The 16,300-nt window shown below is 60.2% G+C and carries 16 protein-coding genes and 1 pseudogene; 9 read left to right on the top strand and 8 right to left on the bottom strand.

The window, feature by feature from the left end; all coding sequences use genetic code 11:
• Positions 1-16: 16 nt before the first annotated feature.
• Positions 17-376, bottom strand: a complete 360-nt coding sequence (locus HMPREF1267_RS04095; protein ID WP_005279843.1) for an FKBP-type peptidyl-prolyl cis-trans isomerase — start codon at positions 374-376, stop codon at positions 17-19.
• 121 nt (positions 377-497) lie between these two features.
• Complete coding sequence (locus HMPREF1267_RS04090) at positions 498-1,790, bottom strand: citrate synthase (RefSeq protein ID WP_005279842.1); 1,293 nt, start codon at positions 1,788-1,790, stop codon at positions 498-500.
• A gap of 157 nt (positions 1,791-1,947) precedes the next feature.
• Between HMPREF1267_RS04090 and serC the strand changes: the two genes are divergently transcribed.
• The 3 genes from serC (at position 1,948) to HMPREF1267_RS04075 (ending at position 4,855) form a co-directional block, all read left to right on the top strand.
• Positions 1,948-3,066, top strand: a complete 1,119-nt coding sequence (gene serC, locus HMPREF1267_RS04085; protein ID WP_023028490.1) for a phosphoserine transaminase — start codon at positions 1,948-1,950, stop codon at positions 3,064-3,066.
• Between the two features lie 106 nt (positions 3,067-3,172).
• A complete protein-coding gene (gene sepH / locus HMPREF1267_RS04080; protein WP_023028489.1) occupies positions 3,173-4,021 on the top strand; it encodes a septation protein SepH in 849 nt (282 codons plus the stop codon).
• Positions 4,022-4,024: 3 nt separating this feature from the next.
• A complete protein-coding gene (locus HMPREF1267_RS04075) occupies positions 4,025-4,855 on the top strand; it encodes a hypothetical protein (protein WP_023028488.1) in 831 nt (276 codons plus the stop codon).
• Here HMPREF1267_RS04075 and HMPREF1267_RS04070 read toward each other — a convergent pair.
• From HMPREF1267_RS04070 to HMPREF1267_RS04060, 3 genes are read right to left on the bottom strand one after another with little or no spacing between them, the layout of a single operon-like run.
• Positions 4,816-5,622, bottom strand: a complete 807-nt coding sequence (locus HMPREF1267_RS04070) for an RNA methyltransferase (protein ID WP_023028487.1) — start codon at positions 5,620-5,622, stop codon at positions 4,816-4,818. The genes HMPREF1267_RS04075 and HMPREF1267_RS04070 overlap by 40 nt on opposite strands.
• A gap of 10 nt (positions 5,623-5,632) precedes the next feature.
• Positions 5,633-7,036 carry an NCS2 family permease gene (locus HMPREF1267_RS04065; RefSeq protein ID WP_023028486.1) on the bottom strand — a complete coding sequence of 468 codons (1,404 nt, stop codon included), beginning with the start codon at positions 7,034-7,036 and terminating at the stop codon, positions 5,633-5,635.
• Positions 7,037-7,086: 50 nt separating this feature from the next.
• Positions 7,087-7,755 (bottom strand): DUF3027 domain-containing protein, encoded by a 669-nt coding sequence (locus tag HMPREF1267_RS04060; RefSeq protein ID WP_023028485.1) that lies wholly within the window; start codon positions 7,753-7,755, stop codon positions 7,087-7,089.
• Between the two features lie 5 nt (positions 7,756-7,760).
• Between HMPREF1267_RS04060 and HMPREF1267_RS04055 the strand changes: the two genes are divergently transcribed.
• Together HMPREF1267_RS04055 and HMPREF1267_RS04050 are read left to right on the top strand one after the other, a co-directional pair.
• Complete coding sequence (locus tag HMPREF1267_RS04055) at positions 7,761-8,567, top strand: glutaminyl-peptide cyclotransferase (RefSeq protein WP_034666848.1); 807 nt, start codon at positions 7,761-7,763, stop codon at positions 8,565-8,567.
• Between the two features lie 6 nt (positions 8,568-8,573).
• Positions 8,574-9,107, top strand: coding sequence for a DUF2771 domain-containing protein (locus tag HMPREF1267_RS04050; RefSeq protein WP_005279829.1), 534 nt, complete (start codon positions 8,574-8,576; stop codon positions 9,105-9,107).
• Here the strand turns inward: HMPREF1267_RS04050 and HMPREF1267_RS04045 are convergent.
• Positions 9,104-9,484, bottom strand: a complete 381-nt coding sequence (locus tag HMPREF1267_RS04045; protein WP_005279828.1) for a cold-shock protein — start codon at positions 9,482-9,484, stop codon at positions 9,104-9,106. The two genes, HMPREF1267_RS04050 and HMPREF1267_RS04045, sit on opposite strands and share 4 nt — an antisense overlap.
• 295 nt (positions 9,485-9,779) lie before the next feature.
• Here HMPREF1267_RS04045 and HMPREF1267_RS04040 point away from each other — a divergent pair, with 295 nt between their 5' ends.
• Positions 9,780-10,400, top strand: a complete 621-nt coding sequence (locus tag HMPREF1267_RS04040; RefSeq protein WP_023028483.1) for a resuscitation-promoting factor Rpf1 domain-containing protein — start codon at positions 9,780-9,782, stop codon at positions 10,398-10,400.
• Positions 10,401-10,447: 47 nt separating this feature from the next.
• Here HMPREF1267_RS04040 and HMPREF1267_RS04035 read toward each other — a convergent pair whose 3' ends face one another.
• The gene (locus tag HMPREF1267_RS04035; protein WP_005279826.1) at positions 10,448-10,633 is read right to left on the bottom strand and encodes a hypothetical protein; all 186 of its coding nucleotides are present in this window, start codon (positions 10,631-10,633) and stop codon (positions 10,448-10,450) included.
• 65 nt (positions 10,634-10,698) lie between these two features.
• Here HMPREF1267_RS04035 and HMPREF1267_RS04030 point away from each other — a divergent pair, with 65 nt between their 5' ends.
• Genes HMPREF1267_RS04030 through HMPREF1267_RS04020 form a run of 3 tightly spaced genes read left to right on the top strand, consistent with a single transcriptional unit; the run spans position 10,699 to position 14,977 of the window.
• Complete coding sequence (locus HMPREF1267_RS04030) at positions 10,699-12,726, top strand: helicase-associated domain-containing protein (RefSeq protein WP_023028482.1); 2,028 nt, start codon at positions 10,699-10,701, stop codon at positions 12,724-12,726.
• A complete protein-coding gene (locus HMPREF1267_RS04025; protein ID WP_023028481.1) occupies positions 12,723-14,345 on the top strand; it encodes a DNA repair helicase XPB in 1,623 nt (540 codons plus the stop codon). The genes HMPREF1267_RS04030 and HMPREF1267_RS04025 overlap by 4 nt, the downstream gene beginning before the upstream one ends.
• On the top strand, positions 14,345-14,977 hold the full coding sequence (locus HMPREF1267_RS04020; protein ID WP_023025839.1) for a DUF3239 domain-containing protein: 633 nt from the start codon (positions 14,345-14,347) through the stop codon (positions 14,975-14,977). Before HMPREF1267_RS04025 ends, HMPREF1267_RS04020 begins: the two co-directional genes overlap by 1 nt.
• Before the next feature lie 949 nt (positions 14,978-15,926).
• Here HMPREF1267_RS04020 and HMPREF1267_RS12640 read toward each other — a convergent pair.
• Positions 15,927-16,211 (bottom strand): annotated as a pseudogene (locus HMPREF1267_RS12640) (integrase core domain-containing protein); the annotation flags it as partial.
• Between the last annotated feature and the right edge of the window lie 89 nt (positions 16,212-16,300).

Below are 16,300 nucleotides of genomic sequence, written 5' to 3'. Positions count from 1 at the left end.
ACGTTTATAGCGCAGTTTAGTCGGCGCGGATGAGGTCAATGATAAAGACCAAGGTGCGGCCGGACAGCGGGTGCGCACCGCCGGCTGGGCCGTAGGCCTTTTCCGGCGGGATGATGAGTTGACGGCGACCGCCCACCTTCATTCCCGGGATGCCCTCTTGCCAGCCCGCAATGAGACCGGTCAGTGGGAACTCGATGGACTGGCCACGGTCCCACGAGGAATCGAATTCTTGGTTGGTCTCATATTCGGCACCAACGTAGTGGACCTCCACTACGCCACCAGGCTGAGCTTCAGCGCCATCGCCTACGACGATGTCCTCGATGACGAGGTCGGTCGGCGCCGGGCCAGACTGGGCTTCAATAACAGGTTTATCCATGGGGATTATTCTCCTTGGGAAATCTAGTTTGTTCGTGCGGTCGCAATAAAACCGAACCGAGCTGCACCAATTATAGTGCTCAAGCCCGATTCGGCTGAATTGGGGCGACCAAAAGCGCTATTTAGCGCTCGCTGCGAGGGGTAACCTTGCGCAGGGTTTCACCGGTGTAAATCTGGCGAGGACGGTTGATCTTGGTGTTCATCTCCAGCTGCTCGCGGTACTGAGCGATCCAGCCCGGCAGGCGGCCGATGGCGAAGAGGACAGTGAAGAAGTCCGTCGGGAAGCCCATGGCGCGGTAAATGAGGCCGGTGTAGAAGTCCACGTTCGGGTAGAGCTTGCGGGAGACGAAGTAATCGTCATTCAACGCGATCTCTTCCAGCTTCATGGCCAGGTCCAGCATTGGGTCGCCGCCCAGGTGATCGATGATCTCGTGTGCGGTTTCCTTGACGATGGCCGCGCGTGGGTCGTAGTTCTTGTACACGCGGTGACCGAAGCCCATCAGGCGAACGCCCTTTTCCTTGTTCTTCACGCGGTTCATGAAGTCGGTAGCATCGCCGCCGTTGTTCTTCTCGATGTCCTCGAGCATCTCCAGCACGGCCTGGTTAGCGCCGCCGTGCAGCGGGCCGGACAGGGCGTTGATGCCGCCGGCGATGGAGACGAACATGTTGGCCTGTGCGGAACCAATCATGCGGACGGTGGAGGTGGAGCAGTTCTGCTCGTGGTCAGCGTGCAGGATGAGCAGCTTGTCCAGTGCCTTGGAGACAACCGGGTCAACCTCGTACTCCTCGGTGGGGTAACCGAACATCATGCGCAGGAAGTTCTCGCGCGCGTTCAGGTTGTTATCCGGGTACATATATGGCTTGCCCTGGGATGCGCGGTAAGCGTAAGCGGCCAGCATCGGCACCTTAGCCAGCAGGCGAACGGTGGCCTTGTCCAGCTGCTCCTCATCCAGTGGGTCCAGCTGATCCTGGTAGTAGCTGGAGAGAATGTTCACGGAGGAAGCAAGCACGGCCATCGGGTGGGCATCGCGCGGGAAGATGTTGAACTGCGCCTTAAAGTCCTCATCCAAGAGGGTGTGGTGGCGGATGGCGCTATTGAACTGCGAGAGTTCCTGCTCATCCGGCAGGTGGCCCTTGATCAGCAGGTAGGAAACCTCATTGAAGGTGGCGTTATTTGCCAATTCAGCAATATCGTAGCCACGGTAGCGAAGGATGCCCTCCTCACCGTTAATAAAGGTAATCTTGGACTCGGTGGAGCCGGTGGAGGTGTAGCCGGGGTCGAAGGTAACAAGCCCGGTTTCCTTGCGGAGCTTGGAGATATCGAAGCCGGAATCGCCCTCAGTGGACTGCTTGATATCCATCTCGTACTCGTTGCCAGCGTGCTTGAGTACTACCTTGTTTTCTTCAGTAGACACGGAATTTCCTTTCCCTGTTAAAGAGTTCTTTAAGGCACTAACTTAGACAAGTCAGCCTTATACCTATTCACACTCTAGCAAACTTTGTGATTCTGCCAACAAGTTTACGGGCATCAAAATACCTGCCGTACAACCGGAACTGTTCTACACTGGCGGCATGAGTACTCCAGAAATCACCCTGCCAGCAGATCTCTTGCCTTCCGATGGCCGCTTTGGCTGCGGCCCCTCCAAGGTGCGCCCCGCCCAAATCGAGGCCATAGACCCCGCTATCGTGGGCACCTCGCACCGCCAGCCGGCAGTGAAAAACCTCGTGGGATCCGTACGCGAGGGCTTAAGCGATCTGTTCTCGCTTCCTGAAGGCTACGAAATCGTCCTTTCTTTGGGCGGCGCCACCGCCTTCTGGGACGCGGCCACCTTTGGCCTCATCGAGCGCCGGTCGGCCCACCTGACCTTTGGCGAGTTCTCCACCAAGTTTGCCAAGGCAGCCTCCAAGGCACCGTGGCTCGATGCCCCGGCTCTTACCGAATCCCCCGCCGGCACCGCCCCAGATCCGCGCGAGCTTGCTGCCGATGCCGATGTCGCCGCCTGGGCCCACAATGAAACCTCGACCGGCGCGATGACGGAGGCCGTTCGCCCACACCCCCACAACGACCAGCAGCTCGTGCTTGTCGATGCCACCTCTGGCGCCGGCGGCCTTCCCGTCAATATCGCAGAGACCGACGTGTACTACTTCTCGCCACAGAAGTGCTTTGCTTCCGACGGCGGACTCTGGCTCGCCGCGATGTCCCCGGCGGCCTTAGAGCGCATCGAAAAGATCAATAACTCCGGCCGCTTCATTCCGGAGTTTTTGAACCTGCAGACCGCGGTGAATAACTCCCGCAAGAACCAGACCTATAACACCCCGGCGACAGCCACCCTGCTCATGCTGGATAACCAGATTCAGTGGATGAATGACAACGGCGGGCTCGACGGCATGGTCAAGCGCACCACCGAGTCCTCCTCCACGCTGTACAACTGGGCCGAATCCCGGCCGGAGGCCAGCCCGTTCGTCAGCGATCCGGCAGCGCGCTCCCTAGTCGTGGGCACCATCGATTTCGACGAATCCGTGGATGCTGCACAACTCGCGGCCACCCTGCGCGCCAACGGCATCCTCGATGTCGAGCCGTACCGCAAGCTCGGCCGCAACCAGCTGCGCGTGGGTATGTTCCCGGCGATTGAGCCTGGGGACATCGCCAAGCTCACGCAGTGCATCGACTACGTGCTGGATGCCAACTAAGTGATCAACATGCCCCGCCGCCTCGCAGGGCGCGGGGCCTTTTCGCGTTATAGTTGACTGCATCACAGATCCGTCCTTCCGTCGATAGGCAAAGGAGCGCCACACTATGCGCGAGCTGTTTCTCGTTGACAGCGAATCGAGCGAAGACTCATTGGTGCTACGCACCGAAGAAGGCGAAGAGTTTTCCCTTCCCATCACCGATGAGCTGCGTTCCGCCCTCACGCCCGCCGCTAGCAAGCCGGAGCCGCCGAAGCTAGCGCCGATGCCCAAGCCCTCCCACGAAGAGGAAGAAAAGCAGATCCGGCCGGCAGAGATCCAAAACCGCATCCGCGCCGGTGCCTCCACCGCGGAGCTCGCGGAAGAGATGCATGTCGATGAATCGCGCATCGAGCCCTTCGCCTACCCGGTCATGCTGGAGCGCAACCGCATTTCTGAGGTGGCCAAGCAGGCCCACCCGGTGCGCGAAGACGGCCCGGCCAAGCTCACCCTGTGGGAAGTACTGGCGAGCTCCTTTGCCGCCCGCGGCCACTCCCTCTCGGAGTCCACGTGGGATGCCTACCGCCATCAGGGCGAGCCGTGGGTAGTGCGCGTGACCTGGAAGGCTGGCCTTTCTGAAAACGAGGCGGAATGGACCTTCAAGCAGTCCATGTCCTCCCCCGCTACGGTCGAGGCCCGCAACTCGGTCGCGGCAGATCTTACGGACCCGGACTTCGTGCAGCCGGTGCGATCGCTAACCTCCCTGGGTAGCGGCCGCTACGACGAAGCCATTGACGGCGACCAGCCCGCCAATGTCACCGATATTTCCGGCTCCAGCGAGGAGGCGGAGGAAGAGGAATTCCTGCAGAATCCTTCCTCCGAGCCCAAGCCCTCGAAGCGCCGCCGCAAGGCCGTGACCCCACACTGGGAGGACGTGCTCTTGGGCGTTCGCTCCAATACCAAGCGCCCGAGGGACTAAACAGTGGACATCTCTCATGCCGTCCTCACGCTGTGGTACATCTCCAAGCCCGGCGCCGAAGAAGTTCTCAAGACCGAGCCCAAGGCGGACCGCGGTTTCGGCCGCAAGTTCCTAGCCCAGCTCAACCCGAAATTCCCGGTCACCCCGATCGGACAATTCCCCCTCAACCGCTCTGCGCAGACGGATCCGAATGAGTACTACATCGGCGGCTACCCGGGCATTACCGTGGTGCAAACGGTCTGTGAGGGCGATTCCGTCCTGCTCTCCCAACTGCCGCAAGACCTCTTAAACGCAGTCCCCGCCCAGCGGGTTATCGCGCTTGTTAGCAATGCCGACGAGGATTATGCGGGCTTCGCGCTGTGGGAAGGCGGCGAGCTCAAGCGCTGCCTGTGCGCCACGCGCGACCGCCTCTACGAGGACACCGGCTTGCCCGAGCCCTTCGAGGCGCCGTTTTGGGCCGGCGAAAAGGACGAATCCCTCGGCGGCATTTCGCTGCCGTTTAGGCCCCACAGCATCATGGAGGCCGCCCAGGAACACTGGTTGGGCATCACCGTGGGGCGGGAAGGCCCAGACCTGGACGTCGTGGGTTATGCCGTGGACGGGCGCCCAGAGCCCAAGATCGATCCGCCGAAGCCGAAGCAGCCGGTCAGCGAGTTCGCCGCCCAATCAGCGAATAGGCTGGGCCTAAACGATTATGACGACTACGAGGACCACGATGCCGAGCCGGATTCCACCGGCGATGAGATCCTTTCCACCGCCAAGCACCTCGGCTCGTTGATTAGCAACTGGCTGCGTCAGACGTTCAAATCGCTCAAGGAACGCTGGCGCTCATAAAAGGAAATGGCGGCCGCGGTCGCAACATTAAGGGAATCGGTACCTGGGGCCATCGGTATCCGCGCGCGGATATCGGTGGCCTTCATTGCGTGCTCGGTAAGCCCGGGGCCCTCCGCGCCTACCAGCATGGCCACCTTGTCCTGCCCGTGCATGGCCTCTGCTAGGTGCACCGCCTGGGGGTTGGGGGTTAAGGAAATGAGGGTAAAGGAGGCATCGGCAAGCGCCTGCAAGGAACGCTGCCACGTGGTGAAACCGCCCTCCAAATGGGCAAAGGGCACGCGAAGCACGTGGCCCATGGATACGCGCACCGAGCGGCGATAGAGCGGATCCGCAGCACCCGAGCCGAGCAAGACCGCATCCACGTTCATGCCGGCCGCGTGGCGGAAAATGGCGCCGATATTTTCATGATCCCCCACGCCCTCCAGCACAGCGATGGTGCGGGAATGCTCCAGAATCTCGCCCACCTCCGGCTCTGGGGCGCGGTCCGCAGCGGCAACCAGCCCGCGGTGCATATCGAAGCCCGCGACCTCTGCAAGGGTCTCGCGCGAGACCTCGTAAACGGGGCACTCGGGCTCGCCGTACTCGGCAAAGAAGGCCTCCAGCTTCTGGGGAAAGCCCACCAGGCAACGCATGGGAAACCGCGATTCCATGAGGCGGGCTGCCACCAAGGGGCCTTCTGCAATGACCAAACCCTCGCCGGATTTATCGGATTTATTGAGGTTCCGAATATCGTCCAGGCGAGGGTCACGGGGATCAGAAATATGCATGCCTTCCAGGCTAGCCGATGGCCTCCGAAATCGGATCGATGCCAAAGTAAATGACGAACAAGCCAGCAAGCAGCCACATGATCCAGTGCACCTGCTTGGCCTTACCAGCAAAGGTGGACATGAGCGCGAAGGTAATAAAGCCCACGCCGATGCCGTTGGCAATCGAATAGGTAAACGGCATGACCACGATGGTAAGGAAGGCTGGGATGGCTACTTCCATGCGCGTCCACGGGATATCCGTGAGCTGCGCGGCCATCATCACACCGACGATGACTAGGACCGGCGCAGCGGCCTCGATGGGCACGATTTCATAGAGCGGGGTGAAAAACATGGCGGCAATAAACAGCAGACCGGTCATGATATTGGCCAGGCCGGTGCGCGCGCCATCGGCAATGCCAGCAGAGGAATCCGCAAAGACGGTATTAGAAGATGCCGATCCCAAACCACCGGCCACCGCGCCGGCGCCTTCCACCACCAGCGCCTTCTTCATGCCCGGCAGGTTGCCGTTGTCATCCACGAGCTTGGCCTGCTTGCCCAGACCGGTCATGGTGCCCATGGCATCAAAGAAGTTGGTCAGCAGCAGGGTGAAGATAAGCAGGACCGTGGAAATCACGCCAATATTGGCAAAGGCGCCCACCAGGTTCACATCGCCCACGATGGACAGATCCGGCAGGCCGCCCAGCCCGTCCGGGGCCTCTGGGGCGGCCATGCCCCAGTCCTCGGAGTCCGTGAGCGCCTGAACAATAAAAGCAATCACCGTGTTGAGGATGATGGCAATAAATAGCCCGCCGGGAACATTGCGGATGACCATAAAGGCACAAACAATAAGGCCGATGACGAAGACCACCGCCGGCCAGGTGGCAATCGAGCCATTAATGCCCAGCCCCACCGGCACGGTGGTCTGTGCGGCATCAGGCACGCGGGTAACAAACCCGCCGTCCACGAAACCGATCATCGCGATGAACATGCCAATACCTACGCCCATCGCGGCCTTCATGGGCTGTGGGATGGCGTCAAATACCGCGGTGCGGAAGCCGGACACGGCGAGCAGGACGATAATTAGGCCCTCGATAACCACCAGGCCCATGGCTTCTTGCCAGGTCAGCCCGCTGGTGGCGACCATGCTGACGGCGACGAAGGTATTCATGCCCAGGCCCGCGGCCATGGCGAAGGGGTACTTCGCAATCGCACCGAAGGCAATGGACATGACGCCGGCGACCAGCGCCGTAGCTGCCGCAACCTGCGGCACGCCTAAGGTATAGCCCTCCGCGTCCGGGCTCGTGCCCAGGATCAGCGGGTTGAGCAAAATAATATATGCCATGGCGAAGAACGAGACCGTTCCCGCGCGTAGCTCGGTTCCGATGGTGGAACCGCGTTCAGAAATGTGGAAATAGCGATCGAGAGTGGCTTTCACGCCGTGCCCTTTCACGTAGAGCGGTATTTTTACGCCCTAAGTGTGCTGCCTTAATCCTCAAAATCAAAATCTTGGTAAATGGGCTTTTCATCATCGAAGGCCGCGGCCGGCGCCTTCTCCTCGCTCACCCGCGTCTGCGAATGCGCACCGCAACCGTAGCGTGCATGTACAACACGGCCATCGGCGGAATACTCGTTGACGCATACCCCAAAGTTATCCATGAATTGCATATAAAAAGCGCACGTGCGGCACTGCAGGTGCGCCTTGGCCGCCATCTCCGAGGTTGGGCCATATTCTTCTTGCCAGCGATGCTTGGCATCCGCCAGCCCCTTGGCGGAAAGCTCATTTCCATTCAGTCGTTCATCATCGATGGCCGGCGGCATGAGGTCTCCCGGGCCCAAATCCCCCGGCAGCACGCGATCCTCATACGGCACCCACTCTGGGGCCTGCAGCGCCTCCCCGCCCGGCACCAGCGCCACCTCGTTGACGGTGACGTAGCGCGAGCCATCCGCGCACGCGAGCACGGCCTGCCATTCCCAGCCTGGGTAGCCCGGCATATCCGCCGCAAAGCGATGGGTGACAACGTTGCGGCCCATTCCGGCGACGCCCCTATGCTTGCCGATGCCCCCTTCCCCCACCTCTTCCAATGCCTCACGCGCAATGCGTACGGCCCGGGAATCGATCAACGGATTTGCTTTTCGCTTACTCACGCCCCTCATTATTCATGATGTCCAGCCAACAGTGGTACATATGGTGCATGTCGTTTCTCCGCCGCGCCGCGCTCATTGCCGTGCCCTGCTGCACCTTAACAGCCTGCTCTTCTGATGCTTCTGAATCTTCCTCCCCCGAGCACCTATCAGTGGAAGTCCTCGATACCGCGCCGCTGCCAGAGAACTCCTTTACGCAAGGCCTAGAAGAAGACGGTGAGGGCAACCTCTTGCTCGGCACCGGGCAATGGGGCGAATCCACACTCATCCGCTTCTCCCCCGAGAACGGCGAGGTCCTCCAAGACCACGCCCTGGATGAATCGCTTTTTGGGGAAGGCATTACCCAATACGGTGATTCTATTTGGCAATTGACCTGGAAGCGCGGGCAGGCCCTGCGCTATGACGGCGACTTCCAGCGCACTGGGACTGCCACCTATACCGGCGAGGGCTGGGGGCTTTGCGCCACCCAGGACGAGCTCATCATGTCTGATGGCACCTCTACCCTGCGGCACATGGATCCGGAAACCTTTGCGGAGCGCTCCACCACCGAGGTCACCCTCGAGGGCTCGCCCGTAGAGGATCTCAACGAGCTGGAATGCGTGGACGGTGATGTCTATGCCAACGTGTGGCAAACCAACGATATCTACCGCATCGATCCCTCCTCCGGTGAGGTAACCGCGGTGATTTCTACCGATGCCATCGATAACTCGAAATACACCGATCCCGATGATGTCTTAAACGGCATCGCGCATATCAAGGGCACCAATGAATTCTGGCTTACCGGCAAGCGGTGGGATGAGCTCTACCGCGTTCGAGTAAAGTAATGGGCCATGGCAACCCGTAAGGAAGCAAGGAAAAAGTCGCTGCTACAAATCCTCGCGCTCATCGTGGTCGTGGCGGTCATCGTCGCCTCCGCGGTGATCTTCCAGAGCTGGCGCAATTCGCGGCCAGGCCCTGAGCCGAGCGAAATCGCGATTACCGCCTCCGTGGGGGATAACACCAAGGAGGTCACGCCCTACCTCGTGTGCGAGCCGGGAACCGATTGCCCTGAAGGCGATGTCCCCCAGCTAACCGTGGGCGAGGATGACACCTTGCATCTTGAAATCCCCGAGGAGATTTCTAATCACGAATGGAAGGTGCTGTCCATTTATGATGACCCCGCCGCCAATGACGAGACCTCACACGGTGCGAATGAAACGACCGAGGTGGATATCCCCGGTTCGGTAGATCCCATCGAGGCATCGACTGGCGAGCGCCCCCGGCTCATGGTGGTGGAGGTCTCCTCCCTCATGATTGGCACCGACGACGATGGCGAAGAAACCCCCCTCGCCACCGTGTGGTCCCTATCCACCATGGATAATTAACTATCTAAATCCTTCGCAATCGCGCGGAGGATTTCTGCTACTTGGCGCCCGGTCTTGCGCTCGGGGTAGCGCCCCGAGTTCAGCACCGGCTGCACCTGGGATTCCAGCAGGGTCATGACATCAGAGACCATGCTGCCGAGCTCTTCCGGCTTGCGCGACGGCGTGCGGCGGCGTGGCTTATCCAGCACGCGCACCCGCAGCGCCTGCGGCCCGCGGCGCCCCGCCGCAAAATCGAATTCGATGCGCTGGCCCGGAAAGATTTCTTCTACTCCCTTGGGCAGGACATTCCGGCCAACGTAGACGTCTTCATCGCCCGGGTTGCTAACGAAACCGAAACCTTTCTCGGCGTCATACCACTTCACTTTGCCAATGGGCATAGGTATCCACCTCTTCTCTTGGGTAAAGCCTTAAGTTTAGCTGGAAGTTATACAGAACAGAAGTTCCACGTGTCGTGTGATATAGTTCACAACACCGCAATTACCTGCGGAAATCTTGCGGACGGAACCACACTAGTCCCAATTCTTTCCCATTTAGTGCCCAGAACGTGACTATTTCGTTATAAACCGCTACGCTGGCCCCCAGTGTCGCCGCAAAGAAGGTTTCCCCGCCCATCCTTTCTTCTAGGCGCAAAACATTTCCACGAAAACGGGCACCACGGAAAGGACTACTTTTATGGGACGCCACTCCGCTAAGACTAACCACTTTGCCGCTAAGTTCACCGCGGGCACCGTTGCCTTGGGCGCAGCCGCCGCCATCATGGCACCGAACGCCGCCGCTGCCCCTGACTCCGACTGGGACCGCCTCGCACAGTGCGAGTCCGGCGGTGACTGGCACATCAACACCGGCAATGGCTACCACGGCGGTCTTCAGTTCAACGCGCAGACCTGGCAGGCATACGGCGGCGGTGAATTCGCCCCTACCGCTAACCAGGCAACCCGCGAGCAGCAGATTGTCATCGCTGAGCGCACCCTGGCTAACCAGGGCTGGGGCGCATGGCCCGCATGCTCGGCCTCCCTCGGCCTGAACTCCGCGCCGACCGAGCGCACCGCTCCTTCCGCACCCGCTGAGGCACCGCAGCCAGTACAGCAAGCGGTAGAAAACAAGTCCGATGAGCTCGCCGTAGACGCCGTCTACAACCTCGTTAAGGACACCGCTAACGCTTATGGCCTGCAGCTGCCGGCGCAGTTCACCGACTTCTACCACGCCAACCGCCACGACTTTGATGCGTTTTACTCCGCAAACCGCAACGTCATCGACCCGGTTGCACAGCTGGTTGAGAACTTCAGCCGCTAAAAAAGCGCATAAAAATTCCCCTTGCCTTTCACGGCAAGGGGAATTTTTTAGCGGTTGATGCGGGTATAAGGATGAACGTAGTTCAACTTCTCTGCCGGCATCGGCAGCACCAGATCGTCGCCGTAGGGGCTGGAAGCACCAGCAAAAGGCGCAGAAATTTCCGTAATTGCATGCTCGCGGTGTTCATTGTCCGGCCACGCCGGGGAAACAAAGCCATTCTTTTCATTCGACATAGCTTTATTATTTCAAACCTCGGGCAAAAACGTAACTCAATCGGGCGCTAAAATTGTGATTTATCATGACTCAGTCCTCCCACCTCCCGCATTTTCGCACCTGGCTTAATTCCCTCACTGAAGAGGAACTGGCCACCATCCTTCGCCACCGCCCCGACGTTTTAACCCCGCTGCCACCCTCCATCGCGGCGCTGGCCACGCGATTGCTCTTGCGCGCCTCCATCGCCCGAGCGCTAGCGGAGTGTAACGCACAGCAGTTGGCGGTGCTGGAGGACATCGCCAAGCGCGGCGGCGAGCTTGCAGAGGTAGAAGACCACAACCCCGAAATTACCCGCGAGCTCAAGGAGCGCGGCCTCGCCTTCGGCGCGGTGCAGATTCCGCCAGAGGTCATGCCTGCGCTGCCCACCGGCTGGTCGCTGCTTAATCAGCTCGAGGTATCGCCCACAACAATCGATGCCCTTGCTGAAGACGAACGCCACGTCCTTGCCACCCTGGCGCGCTCCAATGGCATCGGTACCACCCGCGAGACCAATCCGTCCCACCCCGTGCCGCGGCTGATTGCGAAGCAGCTCTTACAGCGCGTCGACTCCCAGACCGTTCGCCTGCCGCGCGAGGTGCACCGCGCGATGAAGGGGCACACCGTCCCGCATATTCCCACCGAGCCCTCCGCGCGGCGCGGCGAGCCCACCGCTGACCGCAAGGCCGATGACGCCGGCACCGCCGCGGGCCTGTCCGTGGTGCGCGGCATGCAACAGCTCATTTCTGCCCTGGGTGCCCGGCCGATCGAGCTGCTCAAGGATAAGACCGTCGGCGTGCGCCCCCTTGCCCAGCTCAGCAAGCAGCTGGGCATCGCGGAACCAGAACTGCGCCGCCTGATCACGCTCGGCCTATCTGCGCGGCTTATCAACCGCGGCGAACCATCCGGGTACGAGGGAAACTTCCTTGCGCCCACCGACTCCGCCCAAGAGTGGCTCGATGCAGGACTAGCCGCCCAGTGGCGAGTGCTCCTCGCGGCCTGGGAACATTCTCCGTGGACCCCGTGGGAATCGGGCCGGGTGCTCGCTGCCAGCACCGATCGCCTGCCCAAGTTCCGCCGGCATATCCTCGATGTGTATCTCCACTCCGCGCAGCCGCTATCCGCGGCCGAGTTTCAAGAGGATCTGCATTTTTCCTTTCCCCTTTTTGCAACGCACACCTCCCCAGAGACCATCGAGGAGCTGCACCGCGAGGCCGAATGGATCGGTGCCATCGCGCTCGGGCAAGCCACCAGCGTGCTTATCGATGGCTTCGATGCCGCCGATTCCCTCACCCCCGACACCATCGATTATTTCCTGGTCCAGGCGGATATGACCGTGCTCGTGCCAGGCCCCCTCGAGCCCGCGGCCCACCACACCCTGGAGTCCCTCGCGGACTTGGAATCACCTGGACTCGCCAGCGTCTACCGGATTAGCGATGCCTCTCTTCGCCGCGGCCTGGACCGCGGGATGACGGGCACTGAAATCCGCGATTTCTTCGCCGCGCATGGCGATGTCCCGCATACGCTGGCGTTCCACATCGAGGACATCGCCAAGCGCCACGGCACCTTGCGCTCCGGCCCTGCCCTGTCCTACCTGCGCAGCGAGGACCCAGCCCTCTTGCAGATCGCCGCGAAGGCCGCCCCGCTGCGCCTGCTGGCCCCCACGGTCGCGATTTCCCAGCTGCGCGTCAGCGAGCTGTTGGAGCGCCTGCGCGAAAACGGCCTCTCCCCCGCTGCCGAGGACGAAAACGGCGCTAGCCTGTCCATCGCGCCCGAGCCCGCAACGCTTCCCACACCCAGCCCTCGCGCCCAGGCCGCGCCGCCGGATATCGCGCGTGCGCTGCGCAACCTCACCACCGGCGAGGCCCCGAGCCTGCCCAACCTGGATCTGGTCCACGCCGCCGCGCGCACCGCACGCCCCATCACCATTGGCTACGCCGATAAAAATGGCAATACCAAGACCCGCACCGTCACCCCACTGACCGTCGCCGGTGGCCAAATCGATGCCCGCGCCGCCGATGGCTCCACCATCCGGTTTCCCCTGCACCGCATCACCTCCGTTACCCTAGACGCATGAACGGACCACTGATTGTGCAGTCGGACAAGACCGTCTTGCTGGAAGTCGATCATCCAGATTCCGCAGCTGCGCGCACCGCCCTCGCGCCGTTCGCGGAGCTGGAGCGCGCCCCAGAGCACGTGCACACCTACCGCATTACTTCCCTGGCGCTGTGGAATGCCCGCGCCGCCGGGCACGACGCCGAGCAGGTCGTCGATGTCCTAGAAACCTACTCCCGGTTCCCGGTCCCGCAATCGCTGCTTGTCGATCTCGCCGAGACCATGTCACGCTACGGCCGAGTCCGCCTCCAGGCGCACCCCGCCCACGGGCTCATCCTCGAATCCGAAGAGCCCGCTATCCTCACCGAGCTCTCCCGCGGCAAGGTAGGAAAACTGCTGGGTTCGCGCATCGATGACAACACCATCGCCGTGGCTCCTTCAGAACGCGGCCGCCTCAAGCAAGAACTCCTCAAGGCCGGCTGGCCCGCCGAAGACCTTGCCGGCTATATCGACGGCGAATCTCACCCCATCGCGCTCAACGAGGACGGCTGGCACCTGCGTGATTACCAGGAATACGCCACCGACGCCTTCTGGTCCGGCGGGTCTGGCGTCGTCGTGCTGCCCTGCGGTGCCGGCAAAACCATCGTCGGTGCTGCCGCCATGGCAAAGGCGCAATCCACCACCCTCATCTTGGTTACCAATACCGTCGCCGGCCGCCAGTGGCGCGACGAACTCCTGCGCCGCACCACGCTTTCTCCAAACGATATCGGCGAATACTCCGGCGAGAAGAAGGAAATCAAGCCGATTACCATCGCCACCTATCAAGTGGTCACGCGGAAAACCAAGGGTGAATACCGCGCCCTCGAGCTCTTCGATTCCCGCGACTGGGGCCTTATTATCTACGACGAGGTCCACCTGCTTCCCGCACCCGTATTCCGCATGACCTCGGACCTGCAATCGCGGCGCCGGCTTGGGCTTACCGCCACCCTCGTGCGCGAGGATGGCCGTGAAGGCGATGTGTTCTCCCTCATCGGACCGAAGCGTTACGATGCGCCGTGGAAAGAGCTGGAAATGGCCGGCTACATCGCCACCGCGGAGTGCATCGAGGTCCGCGTGGATATGGATCCGGAAGAACGCATGCTCTATGCCACCGCGCAGCCGCGCGACCGCTACCGCATCGCCGCACAAGCCTCGGCTAAGCTCCGCGCCGTCGATAAGATCCTTGCTTCCCACGACCAGCAAGCGCTCATCATCGGCGGATACGTGGACCAACTGCGCGAATTAGGTGAACACCTCGATGCCCCCATCATCGATGGCACCACCTCTACCGCCAAGCGCGAAAAGCTCTTCCAGCAATTCCGCGAGGGCGTGCTATCCATCCTTGTCGTATCCAAAGTGGCCAATTTCTCCATCGATCTGCCCGAAGCAGCACTGGCCATCCAGGTCTCCGGCACCTTTGGTTCCCGCCAAGAGGAAGCACAACGCCTCGGCCGCCTGCTGCGTCCGAAGGAAACCGCGGCGCTCTTTTATACGCTAGTCACCCGCGACAGCCTAGATGCGGACTACGCTATGCACCGCCAACGCTTCCTCGCCGAGCAAGGATATGCCTACCGGCTGATGGACGCAGTAGACTTGGGTTAATGAAAATCTTTAAGTTCGACGTTGACGAGTCCTTTGCTAAGTCCAATAATGAGCTACTTCGTGATTCCAACCGCCTGCGCGTGTCCGGGCTTATCTTCGGGCTGATTCTCGTAATCGCCGGTGCCGCCGTGTGGTGGAGGTTTTCTTGGGGTATTACCTTGGGATTAGGGCTTATCCTGTTCGGCATTGTCGTGGCGATTGTCGGCGTTGCCGCCGCCAGCAAGGTGGGAACGGCGCAATCTCTCTATGACTCCTATCCGCTGGCTCCCGCCGTCATCGCGGAGGTCAACGAGCGTGACATGGTCCTCATGGCTTTGGTCAATACCAACGTGGATCCTTCCCTGCCCCCGCGTTGGGGCGCGTGCCTGCGCACGGTGACCTCCATTCCCGGCGTCCAACGCACCGTGGGCACCAAGGTTCCAGTCGCCGCCGTGTCCGGCCAGCGTTCTACTTCCGATAAGGAGCATTGGCAGCAAATCTCCCCCATGCCCATTGCTTGGGGAACCCCCGATGCTGAAACCGTCACCATCGCCCGCAAATCCATCCCCCAGGAACAATGGCAGCGCCTAGAGCGCGCCCGAAAGCGGCTTTCCGATGTCAAATCCACCCGCTATGACCTGCTCGTCCTCTAGTCAGGACTCTCAAGCACCAAATAGTTTCTGGTGCTTTTTCTTTTTGTGGTCTAAGAATTGCTTCCAGGTGTAGTGCCAGTGTGTGTTGTGGGTGGCCAGTGGTCCTTTCGGGTGGTCTACTTGGTAGGTACGGTGCCGGTGCCTAGGTCCATGTTGTAGTTGACGCGTCGGTCGGTTTTGATGTTGTGGTGGTGTTGGTAAAAATTCACTGGATTACTAATCCATGAAATGCTCTAACTCTTATGGGGCATCCTGTTGTAATGATGACCTTTCAGCCACCGTAGCAATCACGCGGGCAAGTAGCAGAGTTACCTCAAGCCGCTCCTATATAGAGCGGTATTGCGGTAGAAGAGCTTACTCTGACGGACCTGACCCCCGACGTGTCCACTGTCCGGGGGTCAGGCCCCTGCTTCGACCATTCCTGTTGAGAAAGGGTACCTAGAATTGGAAGACGATAAAAACGTAGAGAACTTTGTGGACTGCCGTGAAATCCGCACGGTTTTCAAACCAACTTGGGTGAGCTGGTGGTTCCACAAGATTTTTACGTTCCCGCGCGTTGAGTGCGATGGGATCGTAAGCAATTGTCACTGGGGAAGAGACAAAGCGTTAGTGAGGGATGGTGGGACGGTTACGGTTGGATTTAGTTATCGTATTTTCCATGATACGAAAATTAGATGTAAGAGCTCCCCTATCGAGGTTTCCCCTTCACATGCTGAGTTAGAAGCCAAGACAGCCATAATTAACAACTCCCCGATGACTGCCGTGCTCTACTAGCATTCGTCTCGAGCCTATCGATGGTTCGGGCTTTCTCATGCACAGCTTTAATGCGCGCACGGACCTGACCCCCATAAAAATGAAAACCACACCATCACAATTTTCATTGTGAGCGGATGTGGTGTGTGTACGTATAAGGGCCCGACCCCCGGAAAGTGGACACATCGGGGGCTAGCTATGCTGCTGTGGTCAGTATAGCCGAAGTCTTGGTTTCAAAGACATCCGGGGCTACGAGGTTGCACCAGGAGTGGCGCCGGCGCGTGTTATAGCGCATGCACCACCGGAAGACCTCTTGGCGACAGTTAATTGGGTTGTCAAAGACTTTCCGATCACGTAGCACTTCACGTTTTAAGGTGGCGTTAAATGACTCTGCTAGGGCATTATCGGCACTAGTTCCTACCGCTCCCATGGACTGGCGTACACCCAGCGACGAGCAGTAGTTTCTAAACGCTTGTGGGGTTGCCCGCAAATCGTGGACACGTAGTGGAGCTACCTAGCGGTTAGGCAGCGATTTTTTCTTCGTTTCTGGTTTGGGTGATGTGATTTTCG

Source organism: Corynebacterium sp. KPL1824 (assembly GCF_000478095.1).
In the GTDB taxonomy this organism is placed as follows: Bacteria; Actinomycetota; Actinomycetes; order Mycobacteriales; family Mycobacteriaceae; genus Corynebacterium; species Corynebacterium accolens.
Note: the sequence above shows the minus strand (reverse complement) of the source record. Positions and strands in the feature narration are given on the sequence as shown.